Annotated in this window: 13 protein-coding genes; 3 read left to right on the top strand and 10 right to left on the bottom strand. The window is 70.8% G+C overall.

Annotated elements, in window-relative coordinates; translation table 11 throughout:
• Positions 1-9: 9 nt before the first annotated feature.
• Positions 10-1,725, top strand: a complete 1,716-nt coding sequence (locus ACGFJ2_RS12030) for a right-handed parallel beta-helix repeat-containing protein (RefSeq protein WP_393467357.1) — start codon at positions 10-12, stop codon at positions 1,723-1,725.
• Positions 1,726-1,759: 34 nt separating this feature from the next.
• Here the strand turns inward: ACGFJ2_RS12030 and ACGFJ2_RS12025 are convergent, their stop codons facing one another.
• Genes ACGFJ2_RS12025 through ACGFJ2_RS12015 form a run of 3 tightly spaced genes read right to left on the bottom strand, consistent with a single transcriptional unit; the run spans position 1,760 to position 9,023 of the window.
• A complete protein-coding gene (locus ACGFJ2_RS12025; RefSeq protein ID WP_393467354.1) occupies positions 1,760-4,546 on the bottom strand; it encodes a hypothetical protein in 2,787 nt (928 codons plus the stop codon).
• Complete coding sequence (locus ACGFJ2_RS12020) at positions 4,543-7,698, bottom strand: DUF6493 family protein (RefSeq protein WP_393467351.1); 3,156 nt, start codon at positions 7,696-7,698, stop codon at positions 4,543-4,545. The genes ACGFJ2_RS12025 and ACGFJ2_RS12020 overlap by 4 nt, the downstream gene beginning before the upstream one ends.
• Positions 7,695-9,023 carry an SWIM zinc finger family protein gene (locus ACGFJ2_RS12015; RefSeq protein WP_357953807.1) on the bottom strand — a complete coding sequence of 443 codons (1,329 nt, stop codon included), beginning with the start codon at positions 9,021-9,023 and terminating at the stop codon, positions 7,695-7,697. Before ACGFJ2_RS12015 ends, ACGFJ2_RS12020 begins: the two co-directional genes overlap by 4 nt.
• Before the next feature lie 194 nt (positions 9,024-9,217).
• Between ACGFJ2_RS12015 and ACGFJ2_RS12010 the strand changes: the two genes are divergently transcribed.
• Both ACGFJ2_RS12010 and ACGFJ2_RS12005 read left to right on the top strand, forming a co-directional pair.
• The gene (locus tag ACGFJ2_RS12010; RefSeq protein ID WP_393467348.1) at positions 9,218-10,804 is read left to right on the top strand and encodes a flavin monoamine oxidase family protein; all 1,587 of its coding nucleotides are present in this window, start codon (positions 9,218-9,220) and stop codon (positions 10,802-10,804) included.
• Positions 10,805-10,818: 14 nt separating this feature from the next.
• Positions 10,819-11,448 carry a Rid family hydrolase gene (locus ACGFJ2_RS12005; protein ID WP_357953804.1) on the top strand — a complete coding sequence of 210 codons (630 nt, stop codon included), beginning with the start codon at positions 10,819-10,821 and terminating at the stop codon, positions 11,446-11,448.
• A gap of 36 nt (positions 11,449-11,484) precedes the next feature.
• On the opposite strand, the gene ACGFJ2_RS12000 is transcribed toward ACGFJ2_RS12005, so the two are convergent.
• The 7 genes from ACGFJ2_RS12000 to ACGFJ2_RS11970 all read right to left on the bottom strand — a co-directional run bounded on the left by ACGFJ2_RS12000 (position 11,485) and on the right by ACGFJ2_RS11970 (position 18,520).
• Positions 11,485-12,876: an amidohydrolase family protein gene (locus ACGFJ2_RS12000; protein WP_393467344.1), complete on the bottom strand. Its 1,392-nt coding sequence runs from the start codon at positions 12,874-12,876 to the stop codon at positions 11,485-11,487.
• Complete coding sequence (locus ACGFJ2_RS11995) at positions 12,873-14,588, bottom strand: hypothetical protein (protein ID WP_393467341.1); 1,716 nt, start codon at positions 14,586-14,588, stop codon at positions 12,873-12,875. The genes ACGFJ2_RS12000 and ACGFJ2_RS11995 overlap by 4 nt, the downstream gene beginning before the upstream one ends.
• Positions 14,589-14,747: 159 nt before the next feature.
• Positions 14,748-15,551, bottom strand: coding sequence for an iron-containing alcohol dehydrogenase (locus ACGFJ2_RS11990; RefSeq protein ID WP_393467338.1), 804 nt, complete (start codon positions 15,549-15,551; stop codon positions 14,748-14,750).
• A gap of 119 nt (positions 15,552-15,670) precedes the next feature.
• Positions 15,671-16,555, bottom strand: a complete 885-nt coding sequence (locus tag ACGFJ2_RS11985; RefSeq protein ID WP_393467335.1) for an intradiol ring-cleavage dioxygenase — start codon at positions 16,553-16,555, stop codon at positions 15,671-15,673.
• A gap of 138 nt (positions 16,556-16,693) precedes the next feature.
• Positions 16,694-17,644, bottom strand: a complete 951-nt coding sequence (locus ACGFJ2_RS11980; protein ID WP_393467332.1) for an alpha/beta hydrolase — start codon at positions 17,642-17,644, stop codon at positions 16,694-16,696.
• Between the two features lie 93 nt (positions 17,645-17,737).
• Positions 17,738-18,217 carry a ribonuclease E activity regulator RraA gene (gene rraA, locus ACGFJ2_RS11975; protein WP_357953792.1) on the bottom strand — a complete coding sequence of 160 codons (480 nt, stop codon included), beginning with the start codon at positions 18,215-18,217 and terminating at the stop codon, positions 17,738-17,740.
• A 102-nt stretch (positions 18,218-18,319) separates the two neighbouring features.
• Positions 18,320-18,520 carry a hypothetical protein gene (locus ACGFJ2_RS11970; protein WP_357953790.1) on the bottom strand — a complete coding sequence of 67 codons (201 nt, stop codon included), beginning with the start codon at positions 18,518-18,520 and terminating at the stop codon, positions 18,320-18,322.
• Positions 18,521-18,707 lie beyond the last annotated feature (187 nt).

The raw sequence follows: 18,707 nt of genomic DNA, 5'->3' as shown, positions 1-18,707 counted from the left end.
TCTAGCTCGGTGCCGGCGACGCTGGACGTCACCGACTTCGGGGCGGCTCCCGGCAGCCGCTCCGATGCCGCGCCCGCGGTCGCGGCCGCGCTCCGGGCCGCCAGTGCCGTGGCGGGGCCGGTGGTCCTCCGATTCCCTCCGGGCGACTATCACTTCTGGCCGGACGGCGCTCAACGACGCGAGCTGTACGTCTCCAACACGGTCGGGGACGATCCGCGGTACCGCGAGAAGACGATCGCCGTACTCGTCGAGGGGATGGACGATCTCGTCATCTCGGGGGAGGGCGCCCGCATCCTGCTTCATGGGCTCCAGACGACCTTCGCCGTCATCGACTCGCGGCGGGTGCGCGTCGAGGGACTCGAGTTCGATTTCGCGGTGCCGACGGTCGTCGACGCCACAGTTGTGGACGCGGGCGTCGAGGCGGGGCGGGCGTACCGGGTGATCCGGGTGCCCGAGGTCACGCTGTTCTCCGTCGAAGGGCGCTCGATCCGCTGGCACGGTGAGGCGCTCGGCTCGGGCGCCGTCGCCTGGGAGGGTCGTGACGCGCTCGAGTACACGCAGATCCATGATCCGTCCGCCCACAGGACGCGGCGCGGCCCGAACCCGCTCTTCGACGACGTCCGGTCGATCAAGGCGGTGGGGGACCGCGAGATCCGCATCGACTACGACCGCGGCGAGGAACCGGCCGACCTCGGTGTCGTCTACGAGATGCGCCTGACGACACGTGATCATCCCGGCGCGCTCGTGCTCGACAGCTCCGGCGTGAGGTTGTCCGGGCTGCGTTTCCGGTTCCTGCACGGCTTCGGCGTCGTGGCACAGGCCAGCCGTGACGTCACGATCGAGGGCTGCGAGTTCAGAAGCCCACCGGGCAGCGGGCGGCACACGGCGGGTTTCGCCGACTTCGTCCAGTTCGCCGGATGCTCGGGAGTGGCGGCCGTTCGCGACTGCCTCTTTGACGGGCCGCACGACGACCCGATCAATGTGCACGGCACCTACCTCCGCGTCGCCGCTCAGCCTGACCGCCGCACGCTGGTGCTCGAGTACGCGCATCCGGAGACGGCCGGGCTCCCGCAGTCCTCGCCCGGCGACCTGGTCGAGATCGTCGAGCGGGAGACGCTCCAGCCGATCGCGACCGCGACGGTGGAGCGCGTACGGCAGCCGAGCGGGCGGGACCGCGCCCACCCGCTCAGGGGCATCGTCCTGACCGTCGGCTCCGAGCTGCCCGGCGACCTCACCGGGCGGGCCGCGGTGGAGAACGTGACCCGGACGCCGGCCGTACACATCGCCCGCAACGTCTTCCGAAACGTGCCCACGCGCGCCGTGCTCGTGACCACGCGGCGTCCGGTGGTCATCGAGGACAACCGGTTCGAACGCCCGGGAATGGCCGCGGTCTACGTCTCGGGCGACGCCGCCGAATGGTGGGAGTCCGGGCCGGTACGCGATCTGATCGTCCGCGGAAACGAGTTCGTCGATCCGGGTGGGCCGGCGATCTTCGTCGATCCGCGGACCGACTCCGCATACCCGGTTCACCGTGGCGTCGTCGTCGAAGGAAATCGTTTCGTGCTCCGTGACGTTCCGGCACTCGACGCCAAGAGCACCCAGGGCATTCGCTTCAGGGACAACAGCATCGCGCGCTCCGGGGCGGAGGCATGGGACGTCGTTCTCCGATCGTGCACGGACGCGGACATCGATGAGCCGACGCTGAGGGGCACCGATCTTGGATGAGCGACACCAGCGGCCACCGCCGTCGCTGAGCCGATCAGGTCTCCCGGGTCAGGAACTGGTGGAGGCTCCGGCAGGCCCGGGTCAGCGAGGTCGAACCGGGTTTCCGGGCGTGAGCCGCCACCTCGGGGATCTCGCCCCGCGCGCCGGCCCACATGGCGATGTCGGTGGCCAGCACGACGGCGTCGGTGTGCGGACGCTGGGCCCGCTCGCCCTCACCCGGGAGGAAGGAGGCCAGGAAGTGGCGCAAGATCGTCCATACCTCGGCGTGCGCGCCCTGCTTGGCGGCCAGTTCCAGTGAGGGCAGCGCGGGGCCGGCCTCGTAGCGGGTGCGGCGGCCCAACAGGCCCAGCAGGCGGCCCGTCTCGGCGGCGGGGAGCGCGCCCTTGGCCGCCAGCTGAAGCAGTGAGGGCACCGCGTCGTCGCCCTCCACGGTGAGGAAGTAGGCCAGCACCAGGGCCGTCGCCGGTCCGGACGCGCCTTCGGCCAGGGTCAGGTCGCGGAGGTCGTCGATCGCGATGTCAGGCGGGTCGAAACGGTCGATCAGGCCGAACGCCAGATGGGCCGCCGCGAGCTCCCGGTGGTGGGGCGTCATGCCGGGCCAGAAGTCACGTGACAGGCGCCGAAAAGGCCGCATCTCGGGGGCGGTCAGCAGGGCGTCAATGTGGGCGAGACCGGTGGGCTCCACTGGTCGCCAGCTCACGTTGGCGATGCCGCGCTGGTCGAGGACACGGTCGTCGTAGGGCACGACGTGGGAGCCGAGGTCGAGGGTCCAGGTCAGCTCCACCTCCGGGGGTGGGGGCGCGCCCCGCTCGAACCAGCGGGCCACCACCGCGGCGGCCGCCGAGCCGATGCCCTGCGCGCGTACGGCCAGGTCGGGGGCGGGATCGGGTGGGAGGCGTAACAGAGCCTGTTCCAGATCGAGCGGGAGCGGTTCGCCGCCGGAGTGCGCGCACATGGCCAGGCGGTCGAGCAAGGTCTCGGGATCGAGGTGGCCGTCGGCACGGGTGGGGGTGGCCAGCAGGACCGGGGGCAGGGCTCCGGCCTTCGCCGCGCGCAGGAGTTCGTCGAGGCGGGACAGGAGGAAGGCGTGGGGGCGGGCGCACTCCCGCAGGCGGGGGAGGCGGTTCCAGGGGGCGGGCGCGGGTCGCCCCGTCGGGTCGTAGAGGTCGGTCTGGACGTCGACCGTCCGCAGCACCTCCTGGAAATAGTCGGGCATCTCGTGGAGCGGGACGACCGTGCGGAGGCCGGGGAACAGCTGGAAGGCCGTGGCCGCGACGTTCACCATGCTGTCGTACAGGGCCTCCCCGAGACCGCCGGACAGGCTCTGCCCCTCGAAGATCGTTTTTCGGTACGACGGGCGCTGCCTCGGCGGACGAGACATGGGCGGCCCTGGATCTTCGCCGGGGTTGACGAGTTCCCTGGCCAGCGCGGTGCACCAGTCACGCGGGGACTGCCACGTCGGCCAGTCGTAGAGCACCGGCCGCAGGTGTTCGCCGAACCGCCGGGCCAGCGTCTCCTTCAGGGAGTCCGGGTTCGTATGCGCTTCTCGCGTGACCGCCGCCAGCCATGCCTCGATGTCGATCCAGCCGATCTCCTCCGGCGGGCCGCTCTCCAGGCCGGAGGTGGGGAACGGGCCGGGGATGGTGGCCTCCGGCAGACGGCCGGGGGTGAAATCGCCGGTCCAGCCTTCGGTGAAGCGCTCGAGGAGTTGCCGGGCTGAGGCCGGGGGCAGCAGTTCGGCCGCCTCCAGGATCGGCGCGGGGTCGGTGAGGTGGCCGGCGTGCTTGAGGGTGAGGGTGACCGCGCGGTCGCGTACCTCGTGAGAGGTGTGCGCGTACGCATTGGTCAGCGCGGTGACGTGGTCGGCCACCCGTTCCGGGTGATGGCGGAGGTCGCGGTCGAGCCAGGTCAGGCCCTTCACCGCGAGCTTGGCCTCCTGGCGAAAGGTCATCGCCTCGATGGCCTCGGCGACGTCCGCCGGGTCGAGCCGTGCTTGGCGTACCTGCTGCCAGGCCAGCTCGGCTACCGGGCCCGGCGCGGCGGGCAGCAGACGCAGGTAGTCGCGCAGTCGCCCGGCCGACTCCTCTGGCGTGGGCGCCACGAGTGTGTGCAGCCGGACGAAGAAGCGCAGGTCCCGTACGTCGCCGCCGAGCAGGAAGCGGCTCACGCAGCCCGTGATGATCTGCTCGCGCGGCAGCGTGCGGGCGGCCAGGGCCAGCCAGCGGGACGGCTTCGGGGTGAGCGTCTCGTTGACCAGTGCCCGGCCCGCGCCGGCCGCCTCGAAGATCTTCGGAAGCAGATGGGGCGTCAGCGGGTCCTTGGCCACGCCCACCGCCGACAACCAGGCCGCCACCAGCGGCTCGTGGTCGGGTGGGGTGGCCTCGCCGTCGCGCAGCAGCGCCAAGGCCAGCGGTACGATCCGGTCGTCGGGGCGGCGGATGCGGCGCGCGAGCCGTACGGCCAGATCGGCCCGCCAGGCCACCGGGCGACCGGAGAGCGCCTTCACCAGCCGGTGCGGGCTCGGCGCGCCGGACCAGCGGGGATTGAGGTCGCGCTTCATCAGCCAGGTGGTCGCCCCGGCCGAGCCGGGAATGGTCGCCGCGCCCACCATCATCAGCACCTCGGACCGCCCGGTGACCTGGTCGAAGGCGTCCCAGTCGGACAGCGGGCCCTCGCGGAGCTCGGCGAGCAGGCTCGGCAACTCGGCGGCGACGGTGGCCCGCTCGGCGTCGGTGAGCTTCGGCAGCCGCGACGCCAGGCCCTCGGCGTCGTGGTGCAGCACGAGATTCCTGATCTCGGTCCGGATGTCGTCAGAAGTCATGACGTGGCTCCGGTGAGCTGGGCGTGCAGGCGCTTGCACTCGTGGACGAAGCGGATCGTCCGGCGGCTGCGCGCGAACTCGGCGACGACCGGGATCTCCCCGCGCGCGCCGGTCCAGCGGGCCACGTCGGTGGCGAAGGCGACGAGTTCGGCGTGGGTCACGGTGATGCGCTGCCCCTCGCCCGGCAGTATCCCGGGCAGCAGGGCGCGCAGGATGCGCCACACCTCGTGGTGGCCGCCGGCGTCGGCCAGCTCGGTCAGGGCCGCGACGGCGGAGCGGGTCTCCAGCCAGGTGCGGCGCAGCACCAGTGCGAGCTGGCGGCCGATCGCCTCGGCGGGCAGTTCGCCCCTGGCGGCCATGCTCAGGACCAGCGGGATCATGCTGGGCACGTTGTCGGCCAGGAGGAAGGCGAGGATCACCGCCGTGGACTCGCCCATCGGGCCCTGGGCGATCTCCAGGCCGGTGATCTCCGCCGGAGCCAGCCACATGCCCCAGCCGCCGCGTGGCATGAAGGGCAGGAAGTTGACGGCCACGACCTCGCGGTGCGAGGGCAGCATGGCGGGCCACGCCCTGAGCGAACCGCCGAACTTGTTGTGCGTCCAATCGAACGGCTGGCGCAGCAGCACCTCGTCGATCAGCCGATGGCCGGTCGGGGCCGTCATCCGCAGCACGGGCTGCAGCCTGACCTCGGTGAAGTGTTCCGGTTCGCCGTCACCGAACTCGACCATGGACGCGCCGACCATGTGGCGCCACACGTGGCCGCACTCGGGATCGGCCATGCCGTCACCGGCGAGCCAGCGGGCGGCTGAGCGCGCAGCCTCCGAGTCGACCTTGGCGGCCCGGTCGGCCGCGGCCTGGTGGCTGCCCCGGGGCAACCGCAGCAGCGCCTGCGCCAGATCGGCCGGGAGCGGCTCCACGCCGGCGGCGGCGCAGGTCTCCAGCCGGTCGATCAGTACGTCGGGGTCGAGGTGGCCGCTCATCCAGGTCGGCGTGGCCAGCAGCACCGGCGGCAGGGTGCCGTCGCGAAGGGCCTCGGCGAGTTCCGCGTAGCGGTGCAGCAGGAAGTCGTGGGGCGGGGAGACGTGATTGGGGTCGGGCAGGTGGTTGCGCCGCCGCCACTCGTCGTTCTCGGGCAGCGCCTCGGGCATGAAGGAACGCAGCCGGGGCGGGATGAAGACGACGGTCACCTGCACGAGCGGCTCGTTCGGGCCTGGCGGGGGTACCTGCTCCTCCGCCCGCATCGCCGCGATCCGGGCGGGGTCCACGCCGAGTTCGGCCATGCGCTCGTAGACGTCGTCGAGGACAAAGGACGGCATGGCCTCCTCGGAGTCGTCGTACAAGACGCCGGGCCTCTTCCGCACCGGACGGAGGTGATTCGGCGGTCCGTCGTCGGTGGGGGAGTCGTACAGGTGGATCCGGCCCTTGGCGAAGGGGATCTGCCGGTCGCCCTCGTGGGCCACCGCCCCGGCCGGGCCGTCGTCGCTGGTCCAGGTGATGAATACGGCGCGCAGTGGGGTGTCGTCGTCGAGGTAGCGGCCAGGCTGCCAGGCGCCGCCCACCACGATCCGCCGGGGCGACGGCTCCGGCTCGGGCTCCTCGTCACGGGTGAGGGCGCGTACTCTCACGGAGTAGCTTGCGTCGTCCCAGAACTTCTTCGGTCCGATCGGCGGTAGCTCCGGCACGCTGCCGGGGTTCACGAGCTCGGCGGACAGCGCCGACTGCCAGTCGTCGGGGTCGAGGCGCACCTCGCTGGACCGCCAGTGGCCCCGGTCCTGCTCGACTTGGGGCGTGAGCTTGCGGCGCAGCTTCGCGCGGTCGTCGGCGATCCCGGTGACGAAGGCCGCCAGCCAGTGCTCCTGGCCGATCCAACGCTCGTGGTAGTCAAGGGAGACCGACGGCTCGGGGAACCGTCGCGCCTCCGGCGGCTCGGGCAGCGGCGGGAACTCCTTCCGCTCCAGCACTTCCTCGACCGGAGTCTCCCCGCCGAACCGCTCGGCCAGCTTCGCGCCCAGGTCGGCGGGGAGGTGGCGGACGCCGTCGAGGATCGCCTCGGCGTGGTCGGCGAACAGGCCGGCGTGTTTCAGGGTCAGCTCGGCCGCGCGGTTGCGCACGTCGAAGGACTTGTGCGCGTACGCCGTGGTCAGCGCGGTCACGAAGTCGGCGGCCGCCTCGGGCGTGGCCCGGATCGCCCGGTCGAGCCAGCGCAGACCGGTGGCGGCGAGCTTGGCCTCGTCCCGGAAGGTGAGCGCGTCGACCGCCTCGACCAGGTCGGCGTGGTCGATCGGCATGGCTCCGCGTACCTGCCCGGCGGCCAGCTCGGCGACCGTGCCCGGGGCCGACGGCAGCAACCGCAGGTAGTCGCGCAGGCGGGACGCGGACTCCTCGGGCGTGGGGTCGAGCAGCGTGTGCAGCCGTACGAAGAACCGCAGGTCCTGCGCCTCGCCACCGCGCAGGAAGCGGCTCACGCAACCGTCGAGCAGCTGCTCCCTGGGCAGCTCGCGCACGGCGGCGGCCAGCCAGCGGGTCGGCCGGGGCTCCAGCCGCTCGTCGCGGAGGACGCGGCCCGCGCCGTCGGCGTCGAAGACACGAGGCAGTAGTACGGGGGTCAGCGGGTCATCGGCCACGTTCGGCGCGGCCAGCCAGGCGGCCACCAGCGGGTCGTGGTCGGGTGGCACGGCGCCGGACTCGCGCAGCAGTGCCACGGCCAGCGGCGCGATGCGGTCGGCGGGACGGCGTACCCGCTGGGCCAGCCGGACCGCGACATCGTGGCGCCACTCCAAGGGGCGGGTGGCCGCCACCCGGCAAACCTGGGCGACGTCGAGGTCCTCGGCCCAGCGGCGGTTGACGTCGCGGCTGGTCATCCACGTCACGGCGGCCGCCGGGCCGGTGATGACGCCGACACCGGTCAGCAGCAGCGCGCCGGCCAGTTTGTCGAGCAGTTCGCCGACCTCCCAGGAGGCATCCTCCTCGAAGTCGTCGGGATACTGCGCCCGCACCTGCTCGGTGCGGGCGCGGCGCAGCTCCTTGACGAAGCCGGGCAACCGCCCGCCCAGCTCGGCGCGCTCCTCCTCGGTGAGCGTGACCAGCCGGTCGGTCAGGCGGGTGACCTGGTTGCGAGTGACCAGGTCGCAGATCTCCGTCCAGAGGGTCATCGGGAGACCTCCACGGCGGCGCGGGCGACGATCCGGGCGGCCAGCACGTGTTTGCACGGCCCGCGGGAGCCACGATGGTCCCACCACCACTCGCAGGTGCAGGAGCCGTCGGTCAGAGAGACCCGGCGCGCGCCACCCGAGGTGTGGACGGTGGCCAGCTCGCCTTCGAGGCGTACGGCGCCCGCGTCAACGAGCTTGCGCGCCTTGGCCAGCCGTGGGTTGAGCAGGAGCACGTTGTCCTTGTCATAGGGCAGCTCACGGTGGAAGTGGGTGGCCTCCGACAGGTCGTAGCCGACCCGCCCGGCGACGCCGAGCTGTGTCAGCGCGGCCCGCACCCGATCGGCGGGGATGCCCGCGCGGTCGGCCAGCAGGCCGATCTCGATCTCGGGCTCGAAGTTGAGCAGCATGCCCACCACGTCGGCGTCGTTCTCGGCCTCGTCGGTGGCCAGGTCGTCGAGCACCGCGCCCTCGCCGGAGAAGCCGCGCCAGCGCTCGGGCGAGAGGGTGAGCGTGTAGCGCATGCCCGGCAGCTCCAGCTCCCAGGCGCTGGAGGCTCCCTCGGCCGGACCGTACACCCGGAGGGACTTCGCGAAGCGCAGCAGCGGCAGGAGGGTGGCGAGCCGGTTGGGGCCGGCGAGCTGGACCGCGCCCGGAACCTGACGGTCGGAGGCCTTCAGCTCACGCCCCGTCTGCGCCACCCATACCGTCTCTCTCTTGGGCAGCCCGCGCAGGAACCGTACCGCCGCCATGCCGGTCAGCTCACCGCGCTGGTCCATGCCCGAGGCGATGACCTGCACCTCGGCGAAGCCGCGTAACCAGCGCTCGGGCAGCGGCACCTTCTTCTCCACCACCGCGCCGTCCATCGTGGTCACGACCAGCTCGTCGAGCCCGACCCCCAGGTGCAGCGGGTCCCGCGCGCCGATGCGCGCCAGGGCCTCCCGGAGCGGCGCGTTCACGTCGACGTTGGTGGTGCCCCGGTCGAACACCTCGCCGTCGAGCGCGCCGCTCAGCAGGTCAAGCCGGGCGTACACGCCGCCACAGGCCGAGAACGACTCGAACCGCAACCGGTCTCCATTGCACGTCACCACCGGGTCGCGCACCCAGCCGGGCCGCGCCTGCGGCTGGTGATAGCGGGCCAGCGCCACATCGGCGACGCCGAGCAGGGCCGCCGCGGCGGGGGCCGACTGGGTCACCACGCCGCTGAAGAACCGGGGGGCCACGGCCGGGCCGGACAGGGCCCGGCCGCCGGAGGTCGCCAATCCGAGACGACCGTCGACAAGGGAGGAGGGCGCGGCGTAGGTGTACGCCTGCGTCGTTGAGGTCATGGCCGGGACACTAGATCGCCCCACCGACAAACCTGTGGGCATCCATTGACGCTCACGCGGAACGCGAGACCCAGAAACCTCACATTCCCCTATAAACACGATGATCAGCTTGAAACACACAAACAACACAACAAAGGACGACCAGCAACAGAACCCCCCAAGACTCACCTACAGCAAAATCTTGGAGGTACGTGTTGGGGTACAGCAGACGCGATTTCCTGTCCGCCGTCGGTGTTTCCGGCGGTGCAGGGGCGCTCTTCGCGACCATGGGCGCGCTCGGCCTCGCGCCCACCGCCGAGGCGGCCGCGAAGGAAACTTTCGACCCGCCGCAGCAGTCCGACTTCTCGCTCACCGGGAGGTCTGCGAAGAAGGTGGTGATCCTCGGCGCGGGGATAGCCGGTCTTGCCACGGCGTACGAGTTGGGCAAGGCAGGCTACGACTGCACAATCTTGGAGGCGCTCGACCGGGTGGGCGGCCGGAACTGGACCATCCGCGGCGGTGATCGCGTGACCGAGCTGGACGGCTCCTCACAGGTCGCGAAGTTCAGTGACGGTGTCTACCTCAACGCGGGACCGGCCCGGCTGGCGCAGTGGATGGTCACCATGGACTACTGCCGCGAGCTCGGCGTGGACCTGGAGGTCTTCACCAACTCCAACGCCCAGGCCTACATCTACCACCAGAACATGCAGGCCCCCGTCCGCTGGCGCACCGCCAAGGCCGACGTATATGGGTACGTCTCGGAGCTGCTGTCGCGGGCGACCGACGCGGGGGCGCTGGACGCCGCGCTCACCGCGCAGGACAAAGAGCGGCTGATCGCCTTCCTGTCGAGCTTCGGGGCGGTGGGGAACAAGGCGAGCGGATTCAAGTACTCCGGAGGCGACCGCCGCGGCCACAGCGTGAACCCGGGCGCGGGTGAACAGCCGGGCACGCTCCTCGAGCCGGTGCCGTCGCTGTCGGAGGTGCTGGCGAGTGGCGTCGGGCAGCGGTTCTCGTTCGAGTTCGGCTACGAGCAGGCGATGCTGATGTTCCAGCCGGTGGGCGGCATGGACGCGATCCCGCGGGCCTTCGCCGGCAAGATCGGGCGGCAGCGGATCCGGCTGCGCGCCAAAGTTACCAAGATCACCGATCTGCCGGACGGCGTGGAGGTGGAGTACCAGGACCGCCACGGCCGTTCGCAGAAGATCAAAGCGGACCTTTGCGTCGCGGCGATGCCCCCGCACATCCTCGCCAAGACCGCGCACAACCTCGGCCCGGACGTCCAGGCCGCCCTCGCCACCCCGACCGCCACGAACGCGGGCAAGATCGGCCTGGAGTACCGCCGCCGCTGGTGGGAGACCGACGAGGACATCTACGGCGGCATCACCGCCACCGACCTCGACCTAGCCACGATCTGGTACCCCTCCTACGGGTACGGCACCTCGCGCGGCATGGTCGTCGGCTACTACAACTTCGGCGCCCAGGCCGACGCGTACGCCGCGCTGAAGCACGCGGACCGCGAGCGCCGCGCGATCGAGCAGGGCATGAAGATCCACGGCGCGAAATACCGCGACGAGCTGGCATCGTCGGTGTCCATCGCCTGGAAACTCCAGCCGCACATCGAGGGCGCCTGGGTGGGCTGGCCGTCCCGGCAGGGCGCGTACCAGCTCCTCAACAGACCGGCCGGGCACGTGCACTTCGCGGGGGACTGGCTGAGCTACATGATCGCCTGGCAGGCGGGTGCCCTGGAGTCCGCCCGCAAGGTCGTCACCGAGCTGCACCAGCGCGTCATGAGCACCTCCTGAGAGGACACCTCCGCATGAAGATCCGCACCATCGCCCTCTCCGTGGCCGTCGTCCTCGTCCTCGGCACCGGTACGGCCGCCGCCAACCCCACCTGGTCGCCCCGGCCGCAGGAGGTCAAGCCCTTCCTCCCGGCCGGCACCACCAACCCCTCGATCGCCGACGGTGTGGCGCTCGGCAAGCAGGTGGCCTCCTACACCGCCAGCGGCCTGGGCCCGGCGGCGGCCAACACCGGGGCTCCCGCCGACTCTCCCGAGCGCTACATCGACTTCCCCGGGGCTACCTTGCCCCCTGGCGTCACCATCACCGAGGCCCAGGCACTCAACGTGCTCAAGCGCATCAAGGCGAACCTCTCCGCCGCTGGGCTGGGCCTGGCCGACGTCGTCTCCATGCGCGCCTATCTGGAGAAGCCTCCCGGAGCCGAGTCGGCCGACTTCACCGGCTGGAACCGCGCCTACCGTCAGTTCTTCGCCAACACGGACCTGGCCACCGGCCAGCCCGTACCCGTCCCCCTCGGCACCGCGCCCCCCGCCTCGCCCATGGAGGTCAACCCGGCCCGCCCGGCCCGCGTGACGATCGAGATCGCCAATCTCCCGGTCGCGGGCTGGCTCGTCGAAGTGGAGGTCGTCGCCGCCTACAAGCACTGACCGCCGCACAGGGTCGCAGGCGTGTGATGCGCGCGCTCAGTGGTCGTGGCAGCAGGCGACCCGGGCTGCCTCGAGTTCGGCGGGGTCGTTCCACCAGTGGCTCGCCGCGCTCTGGTGGACGGGGACGCGGTTTTTGACCTTGCCGGAAGGTGCGGCGGCCGCGGGTGTCGCCTGAGTGGTGGAGGAGGACGGATAAGGCGCGAGGAGCTGCTCGACGGTGTGGTGCCTCCCGCCGACGACGACGGCGGTGACGTTGGCGGCGTCCTCGATGCGGGACAGTGGGTCGCCGTCGATGATGGCCAGGTCGGCGTACATGCCCTTGGCGATCCTGCCCAGCGGGAGGCCGAGGTAGGCCCCGGACGTGCTGGTCGCTGAGGTGAGCGTTTCCCGCGGGGTCAGGCCGTACTTGACCATGGCGCGTAGGTTCATGTGCAGGCTGATCCCGAGGTGATCGATCGGTGCGTCGGTGCCTGCGGTGACCACGCCGCCGCCGCGGATCATCGCCGTGAGCTGCGCGACCTGGTTGGCGAGGTTCGTCCGGATCACCTGGACCGCCGTCGGGTCGGCGGTCTGGGCCGTGGTGACCGTCGCCCGCAGCGCGGCCATCCGCCAGTTCGGGTAGAGCCGGCGGACTCGTTCGTCGGTGACCAGCGAGGTGTCGTCCCGGTAGAGGGTCGAGGAGTTGAACAGCGTGGGGGTTCTGGCCATCTTCGAGGCGTTGAACATGGCGATGACGTCCGAGTAGGCGGAGCCGACGTTCGTGACGGTGCGTGAGTAGCCGAACCGGTTGGTGGCGCCGACGTGCTCGGTCTGGTCGCCGCCCATGGCGATCGCCGGATAGTGGTAGTGCGAGCTGACCGGCTTGCCCTGGCGGTGGGCCCAGTCGATGACCTCCCTGTGCCAGACGACCGGCAGCCGTACGTAGCACTTCATCATGTCGTAGTCGAGGGCGGCGGCCCGCCGCAGTTCGAGCAGCAACTGGTCGTGGGAGTACGTCGGGCGCATGAAGTTGTAGTAGATGCGCGGGCCGTCGATGGCCTCGCCCGTGCCCAGGTAGCGCGGTGCGAGCCGGGCGCCGGACTGCACCGACTCGCGCTCCTCGACCATGTGGTACGCCGGTGAGCCAGGTGAGCGCGTCGTGGTGACGCCCAGGGCGAGCCACAGCGGACCCTGTCGCGATCCGTACGCGTAGCCCTGCATCTCACGGTGATGGTGGATGTCGATGAGGCCGGGCATGACGAACCTGTCGCGGGCGTCGATCCGGGCGCCGGGCCTGCCGTCCCGGTGCGGTTCGATCGCGGTGATGCGCTGGCCTCGTACGATGATGTCGACGTCGCGGACGACGCTCTTGGAGACGCCGTCCCACATGCGCCCGGCGTGAATGACGACCTGATCGGGGCCGGTGTCGTTGCGCCAGGTCAGCTTCATCGGAATCGACCGGGCGGGCTTGCCGTCGAGGCGCACGCTCTTGAGACGTCCCGGGTGACCTGACGGGCGCTGCCGGTGGGCCGTCCGTTCTTGTCGACGGGCAGGACCCACAGGAGCGATTCCATGGCGAAGGCGAGCATGGTGCCGTCAGGGGACCAGACGGGGCCGTCGTCGCCACGGGTCTGCAAGGACCGGTGTGGCGCGGGGTCGATGTACGTGCCGGCGCCCGTGGCCCGGTCGACGAGCAGGATCTTGGACAGTCCCTCACGGTAGCGTCGTGAGTACGGCACCACCGCGGCCAGCGCGAGAGTCTTGCCGTCGGGTGACCAGGTCGGGCGGCCTGGTTCGAAGGTGGCGTCGAAGATCTTCTGGAGGTCGCCGGTGGAGACGTTCACCGTCCACAGGGCGCCGTCCTGGTCCAGGTAGGCGATCTCCCTCCCGTCGGGTGACCACCGGACCGACAGGGCGGCCGAGTCGGTCAGATGGGTGATCTGCCGGTCGGCGCCGGTGCTCAGGTCGCGGACCCAGATGTTGAGGGTGCCGGTGCGGTCGGTGACGAATGCCAGTTGCCGCCCGTCCGGGGAGAAATCCGGGTCGGCTTTCCACCAGTGGTCACGGAAAAGCGGTTCCGGCGTGCCACCGCCGCGCATCAGATAAATGTCGTTGAGCGCGCGGAAGGCGATGGCGGACCCGTCCGGGGACACGGCCGGGCTGCCGATTCCGACGACGGGGAATGACCCGGGCTCGTCGAATACGCGGACCTTCTTCTTGTACTTCGGAGTCGTCGTCGTCAGGGCGGCGGTGAAGCCGATGGTGCCGACGGACGCGGAGTTGAGGCGGCGGACCTTGATGGTGCCCGCTGAGGTGTAGTAATAGCGTCCGTCCGGGGCGAACCGGGCACGGAACGGGAAGACTTCCTCGCCGGTGACGAGGGTGCCCGCGGTGCCGGCCAGATCATTGGCGCCCGAGTGGAAGAGGTGGTAGGCGAGGTCGGTGCCGTTCGGCAGCCAGGACGGCTGGTGAATGACCTGACCGGCGGGGACCGTGACCGCGGTGGCGCGCGTGCCGGTGGCGACCTCGATGACGTCGATCCTGGTGTCGGCCACGACGAACGCGATCTTGCTCCCGTCGGGTGACCAGGCCGGCTCGTACTCCTCGACGGGGGTGTCGGTCAGGACGCGGGTCGCTCCGGTGGCGACGTCGAGCAGGTGGATCCCGTAGCTGCCTCCGGCGTCGGAGGAGTAGGCGATGGTGCGCCCGTCCGGGCTGTAGCGGGGCTCGCGGTGATCGAACGGGCCGGTGGTCAACTGGGTGATCGCGGACCCGTCGGGCCGGATCGTCCACAGGTTGAAGACGCCGTCGCGGTACGACTGGAACACGATGGTGCCGCCGTCCGGGGACCAGTCGGGCTGGGCGATGTCGTACAGATCGCTGGTGAGCCTGCGGGCGGTGCCCCCGGAAGCGGAGCAGACCCACAGGACACCGAGCAGGTCGAGGGCGAGCAGGCGGCCGTCGGGGGAGGGCGCGACGGCGTAGTCGGTGCCGGAGACGACGGCTGTCTTGCCGGCGTTCTCCGCTACGCCTGCCCTCGCCGGTGCGGCCGGGGCAAGCAGGGCGGCACCGGCGCCCACCAAGACGGCCCGGCGGGACGGGCGTGACATCGATCCGGAGGCGGAGGTGAACGCGTCGGGAGAAACCGGCGAGTGAGACATGGGGGGATTTCCACTCCACTATTCACGCATGGTCAGGTGGCCGTCGAGCAGAGGCGGGCTGACGCGTTCAGTGAGGGCAGTGGGACCTGGTTGACCAAAGTGCGTGCATAGGAATGTACATACGTCGGTCAACAGAATTGGTCAAGAGGAGCCAGTGGCTCAGCCTGAGTGATCGAGATTGGGAGGCTCGCCCGCCCATGCCGTACGCAGGAGTCCGGTCAGACCTTCCGCGGTGACCTCGACCGGGTTGGCGTACGGGTTGGCGAGCACCTCGTCGACGATCCGGGGGATGTCCGTCTCCGCCATTCCCAGCTGCCGCAGCGACCGCGGGGCGCCGAGCTCGCCGGCGAGTTCCCACAAGCGGCGCGTCGGGTCGGGATGTCGCCGAGCGCGCGGCGCAGCGCGGCCACGGCCTGTGGCGCGCCCGGCTGGTTGTAGGCGAGAACGTGGGGGAGGACGACCGTGTGCGTGGGGGCGTGGGGAAGGTTCAGCGTCGTAGAGCACGCTGACCGGCAGGACGCGCGGGTCCCGGCCGGTGCGCTTGCGTCCGTTCTCGGTCAGCCCCCAGATGGGCGTCATCTCCGAACCGGCGTAGGTGGTGGGGACGGCGAGGACCGGCAGTCCGTGGGCCAGGGCGACCGCCTTGCCCAGGCCGATCGCCGAGCCGCCGCCGACGGCGACACAGCAGTCGGCCTCCAGCGCTCGGGCTCGGTCCCTGGCGAGGTCGGCGATCTCCAGCGGGACGTGCATGCGGGCTTCGGCCAGGAGACCCGCCGAGCGGTCTCCGAGCGCGTCGGCGATCATCCGCCCGGTGGACTCCTGCTCGGGGCCGCAGAGGACCAGCGCCCGCCGGTGTCCCAGGCGTTCGATCTCCTGGGGCAGCGACTTCACGGCGCCGACGCCGAAGACCACCCACACCGGATCGGTGGGCGGAGCCCCGATCTCGGTTCTGCGCCAGTACATCGAGCAGCAAAGCCGACCGGTTTAAGGCACGCTCAGGCGCTGGAGCGCCTTCCCGCGTGGGCCTTCACCCCCGACGTAAACGCCGGAGCACTGGCCCACATCCCGGTAGATGAACGGGGTCACGGCCGGGGCTCCTCAGGTCGGAGCACCACGTCGAAGTGGACGGTACGGAACGGGTTGGGCAGGCCGGCCTCTGCCGCCCGGGCGGGGTCGTCGATGGTGGGGAACTCGCGTACGAGGCTGTCCTTCACGCCGAAGACCGCGTCGGAGTCGATGTAGGGCGTGTCCGCGACGAACAGGTGGGTGACCAGGGGCCGGAAGCCGGTGGCCCGGACGTCGAAGTGCACATGCGCGGGCCGGTTCGGGTGGCGCCCGGTCGCCTGGAGCAGCCGGCCGACGGGCCCGTCGGAGGGGATCGGGTAGTGCCGGGGCACGATCGACCGTAACCAGAAGCGTCCCTCGTCGTCGGTGGTGAACAGCCCGCGCAGGTTGCGCTCGGGTTGCCGCTCGGGCTGCTGTACGTCGTAGAAACCGTCCGCGTTGGCCTGCCACACGTCCACGGCGGCGCCGGGCACGGGAGTGCCGTCCGTCGCCCTGACCGTACCGGTGACCAGGCACGGCTCGCCCTTCCCGTCCAGCGCGATGTCGGCGCCGAGCTCACGCGGCGGCGACTCGACGACGTGGAACGGCCCCTCCACGGTCGACTCCGTGGCCTCGCCCGCACGGTTGTTCATGGTCTCCACCAGCATGGACACGCCGAGAACGTCGGACAGCAGGATGAACTCCTGCCGGACCGGCGTACAGGTCGCGCCCACCTCGGTGAGGAAGCCGATCGCCGCCGTCCACTCCTCGACCGTGGGCTCGACGTCCTTGACGAACGCGTGCAGGTGCCGTACGAGCGAGGTCATGATGGCGCGCAAGCGCGGGTCCGGAGTGTCGGCGAAGGTCGCGGCGACGATCTCGGCGGAGTGCTCCTCGCTGAAGTGCGCCGCAAGTGCGGTCATGTCGGTTTGATCCTCACGGTGATGATGTGAACTAGTGTTCCGGTTAGGCGCTTGAGGTTGTCAACCGTCTCGCTACGCTTTCGCAGTGAGTAGTAGCGACGCGTCCGCAGCTCGGGGGGAGCGGCCCGGGGGCGGGTGTCAGGTCGTGCCGAGGGCCTTGCGCAGGACATGGATGGCCTGTTCGACGGCGCCGGTGGTGGCGGCGGTCTGCCGGAGCGGGTTGAGCATCATGAAGTCGTGCAGGATGCCGTTGTAGCGCAGGCTCGTCGTGCGCACCCCGGCTGCCGTGAGCTTGCGCGCGTACGCCTCGCCCTCGTCCCGCAGCACGTCGTTCTCGTCCACGATCACGAACGCCTCGGGCAAACCGGTGAGCTCCTCCAGGGTCGCCCGCAGCGGCGAGGCGGTGATCTCCGCACGCCGGTCGTGGTCCGGCAGGTACGCATCCCAGAACCAGGCCATGGCCTTCGCGGTCAGGAAGGGCCCGTTGGCGAACTCCCGGTAGCTGTCGGTGTCCTGGGCGGCGTCCGTGACCGGGTAGTAGAGCGACTGGTGGACGAACCTCACGTCGCCGCGCTGCTTGGCCAGGATGGCCAGGGCGGCCGTCATGTTGCCGCCGACGGAGTCGCCCGCGACCGCGAGGCGGGCGGCGTCGAGCCCTTCGGCGGCACCGTCCCGGGTGATCCAGCGGGCCGTGGCGTACGCCTGCTCGATCGCCACCGGGTAGCGCACCTCCGGCGAGCGCTCGTACTCGACGAAGACCACGGCGGCCTTCGCCCCGACGGCCAGCTCGCGGACGAGCCGGTCGTGCGTGCCGGCGTTGCCGAGGATCCAGCCGCCGCCGTGGACGTACAGAATGACGGGCAGCGCGCCGGTGGCGCCCGGAGGCTTGATGATGCGGACCCGTACGTCCCCGACCTCGGCCGGTACGGTGATCCACTTCTCCTCGACGTCGAGCTTGTCGATCGGGGCGGCCTGGATGTCGTCCAGGACCTTCCGGGCGCCCTCGGGGCCCAGTTCGTACAGGAACGGGGGCTTCGAGGTCGCGTCCGCGATCTCCTGTGCCGCCGGCTCCAGAATGTGCTCAGTCATGAGACGTCCCCCTGGTCGTCATGGATGCTCGAGCCCCCCGGGCTCACGTACCCGCAATCCGGGGGGCGAACGCACGGTCATCGTGACACGCGCTCAGGAGATCGAGGCGCGCGTCACGAGGATGCCGTCGTCATCACTGAACAGCTCGGCCCCTGGATGGAAGGTGACACCGCCGAAAGCGACCGGGACGTCACGCTGGCCAGTGCCCTCCTTGCCGCTCTTACGAGGATTGGCGCCCAGCGCCTTGACGCCCAGGTCCAGTTCACGCAGGGCGGCGACATCTCGTACCGCACCGTTGATGACCACGCCGGCCCATCCGCTGGCGACGGCCAGGCCGGCGATGATGTCACCCATGAGGGCGGTGTGCAGCGAGCCGCCGCCATCGACCACCAGGACGCGTCCCTCGCCGGGCTCTCCCAGGACGGACTTGAGCAGCGCGTTGTCCTCGTGGCAGCGGACGGTGACGACCGTGCCGGCGAAGGCCCGGCGGCCGCCGTATTGGGAGAGCTGAAGGTCGCAGGAGTCGAGCTCGTCGCCCCGCTCGTCGTAGAGGTCTGCGGTCACGATGGTCACAGCGCGGCCTTTCTGCGAATCGGCAGGATACGAGTGGCGAATTGCCGCCGCTGGCACCCCGCCGTTGTGGTTTGGGCACATCTGCCGCGACTGTACAGGCGGTCAGTCGTCAGGGCCTTCCATCTCGCCGCTCCGGGGGTTGGGGCCCTGCGGGTTGGGGCCGGGGCCGGAGGCGGGCAGGCCGAGGGCGCGCTTGACGCCCGCGTTGTCGGCCGACCGGAGTCCCCGCTTGTCGTAGACCCAGGCGTCGAAGTAGTTGATCGGCGGGACGAGCGTGACGTCGAAGTCGGCGAGGACCTTCATCAATTTGGGGACCTCGGCGGCGTCGAAGGCGGCCTGGCCGCACTGCTGGATGCCATCGCGGCCCGGATCGCGCCCCGGCGTCCCGGCTGAGGTCGTGCGCGGCGCGCTTGTCCCCCGTGCGAGCTACCCGCGAGTGTCCACCGCGCGGTGACGATTCCCGGTCGGCACATCCCTAGCGTTCTCGGCG

Source organism: Nonomuraea sp. NPDC049028, from assembly GCF_043197735.1.
Taxonomy (GTDB): domain Bacteria; phylum Actinomycetota; class Actinomycetes; order Streptosporangiales; family Streptosporangiaceae; genus Nonomuraea.
The sequence above is the reverse complement of the archived record's forward strand: the minus strand, read 5'-3'. Positions and strand labels throughout refer to the sequence as shown.

Coding starts and splice junctions, on each gene's coding strand:
- ACGFJ2_RS12025 (WP_393467354.1), bottom strand. CDS start 4,546: ATGACTTCTGACGACATCCGGACCGAGATCAGGAATCTCGTGCTGCAC.
- ACGFJ2_RS12020 (WP_393467351.1), bottom strand. CDS start 7,698: ATGACCCTCTGGACGGAGATCTGCGACCTGGTCACTCGCAACCAGGTC.
- ACGFJ2_RS12015 (WP_357953807.1), bottom strand. CDS start 9,023: ATGACCTCAACGACGCAGGCGTACACCTACGCCGCGCCCTCCTCCCTT.
- ACGFJ2_RS12005 (WP_357953804.1), top strand. CDS start 10,819: ATGAAGATCCGCACCATCGCCCTCTCCGTGGCCGTCGTCCTCGTCCTC.
- ACGFJ2_RS12000 (WP_393467344.1), bottom strand. CDS start 12,876: ATGAAGCTGACCTGGCGCAACGACACCGGCCCCGATCAGGTCGTCATT.
- ACGFJ2_RS11995 (WP_393467341.1), bottom strand. CDS start 14,588: ATGTCTCACTCGCCGGTTTCTCCCGACGCGTTCACCTCCGCCTCCGGA.
- ACGFJ2_RS11990 (WP_393467338.1), bottom strand. CDS start 15,551: ATGTACTGGCGCAGAACCGAGATCGGGGCTCCGCCCACCGATCCGGTG.
- ACGFJ2_RS11985 (WP_393467335.1), bottom strand. CDS start 16,555: ATGACCGCACTTGCGGCGCACTTCAGCGAGGAGCACTCCGCCGAGATC.
- ACGFJ2_RS11980 (WP_393467332.1), bottom strand. CDS start 17,644: ATGACTGAGCACATTCTGGAGCCGGCGGCACAGGAGATCGCGGACGCG.
- ACGFJ2_RS11970 (WP_357953790.1), bottom strand. CDS start 18,520: ATGAAGGTCCTCGCCGACTTCGACGTCACGCTCGTCCCGCCGATCAAC.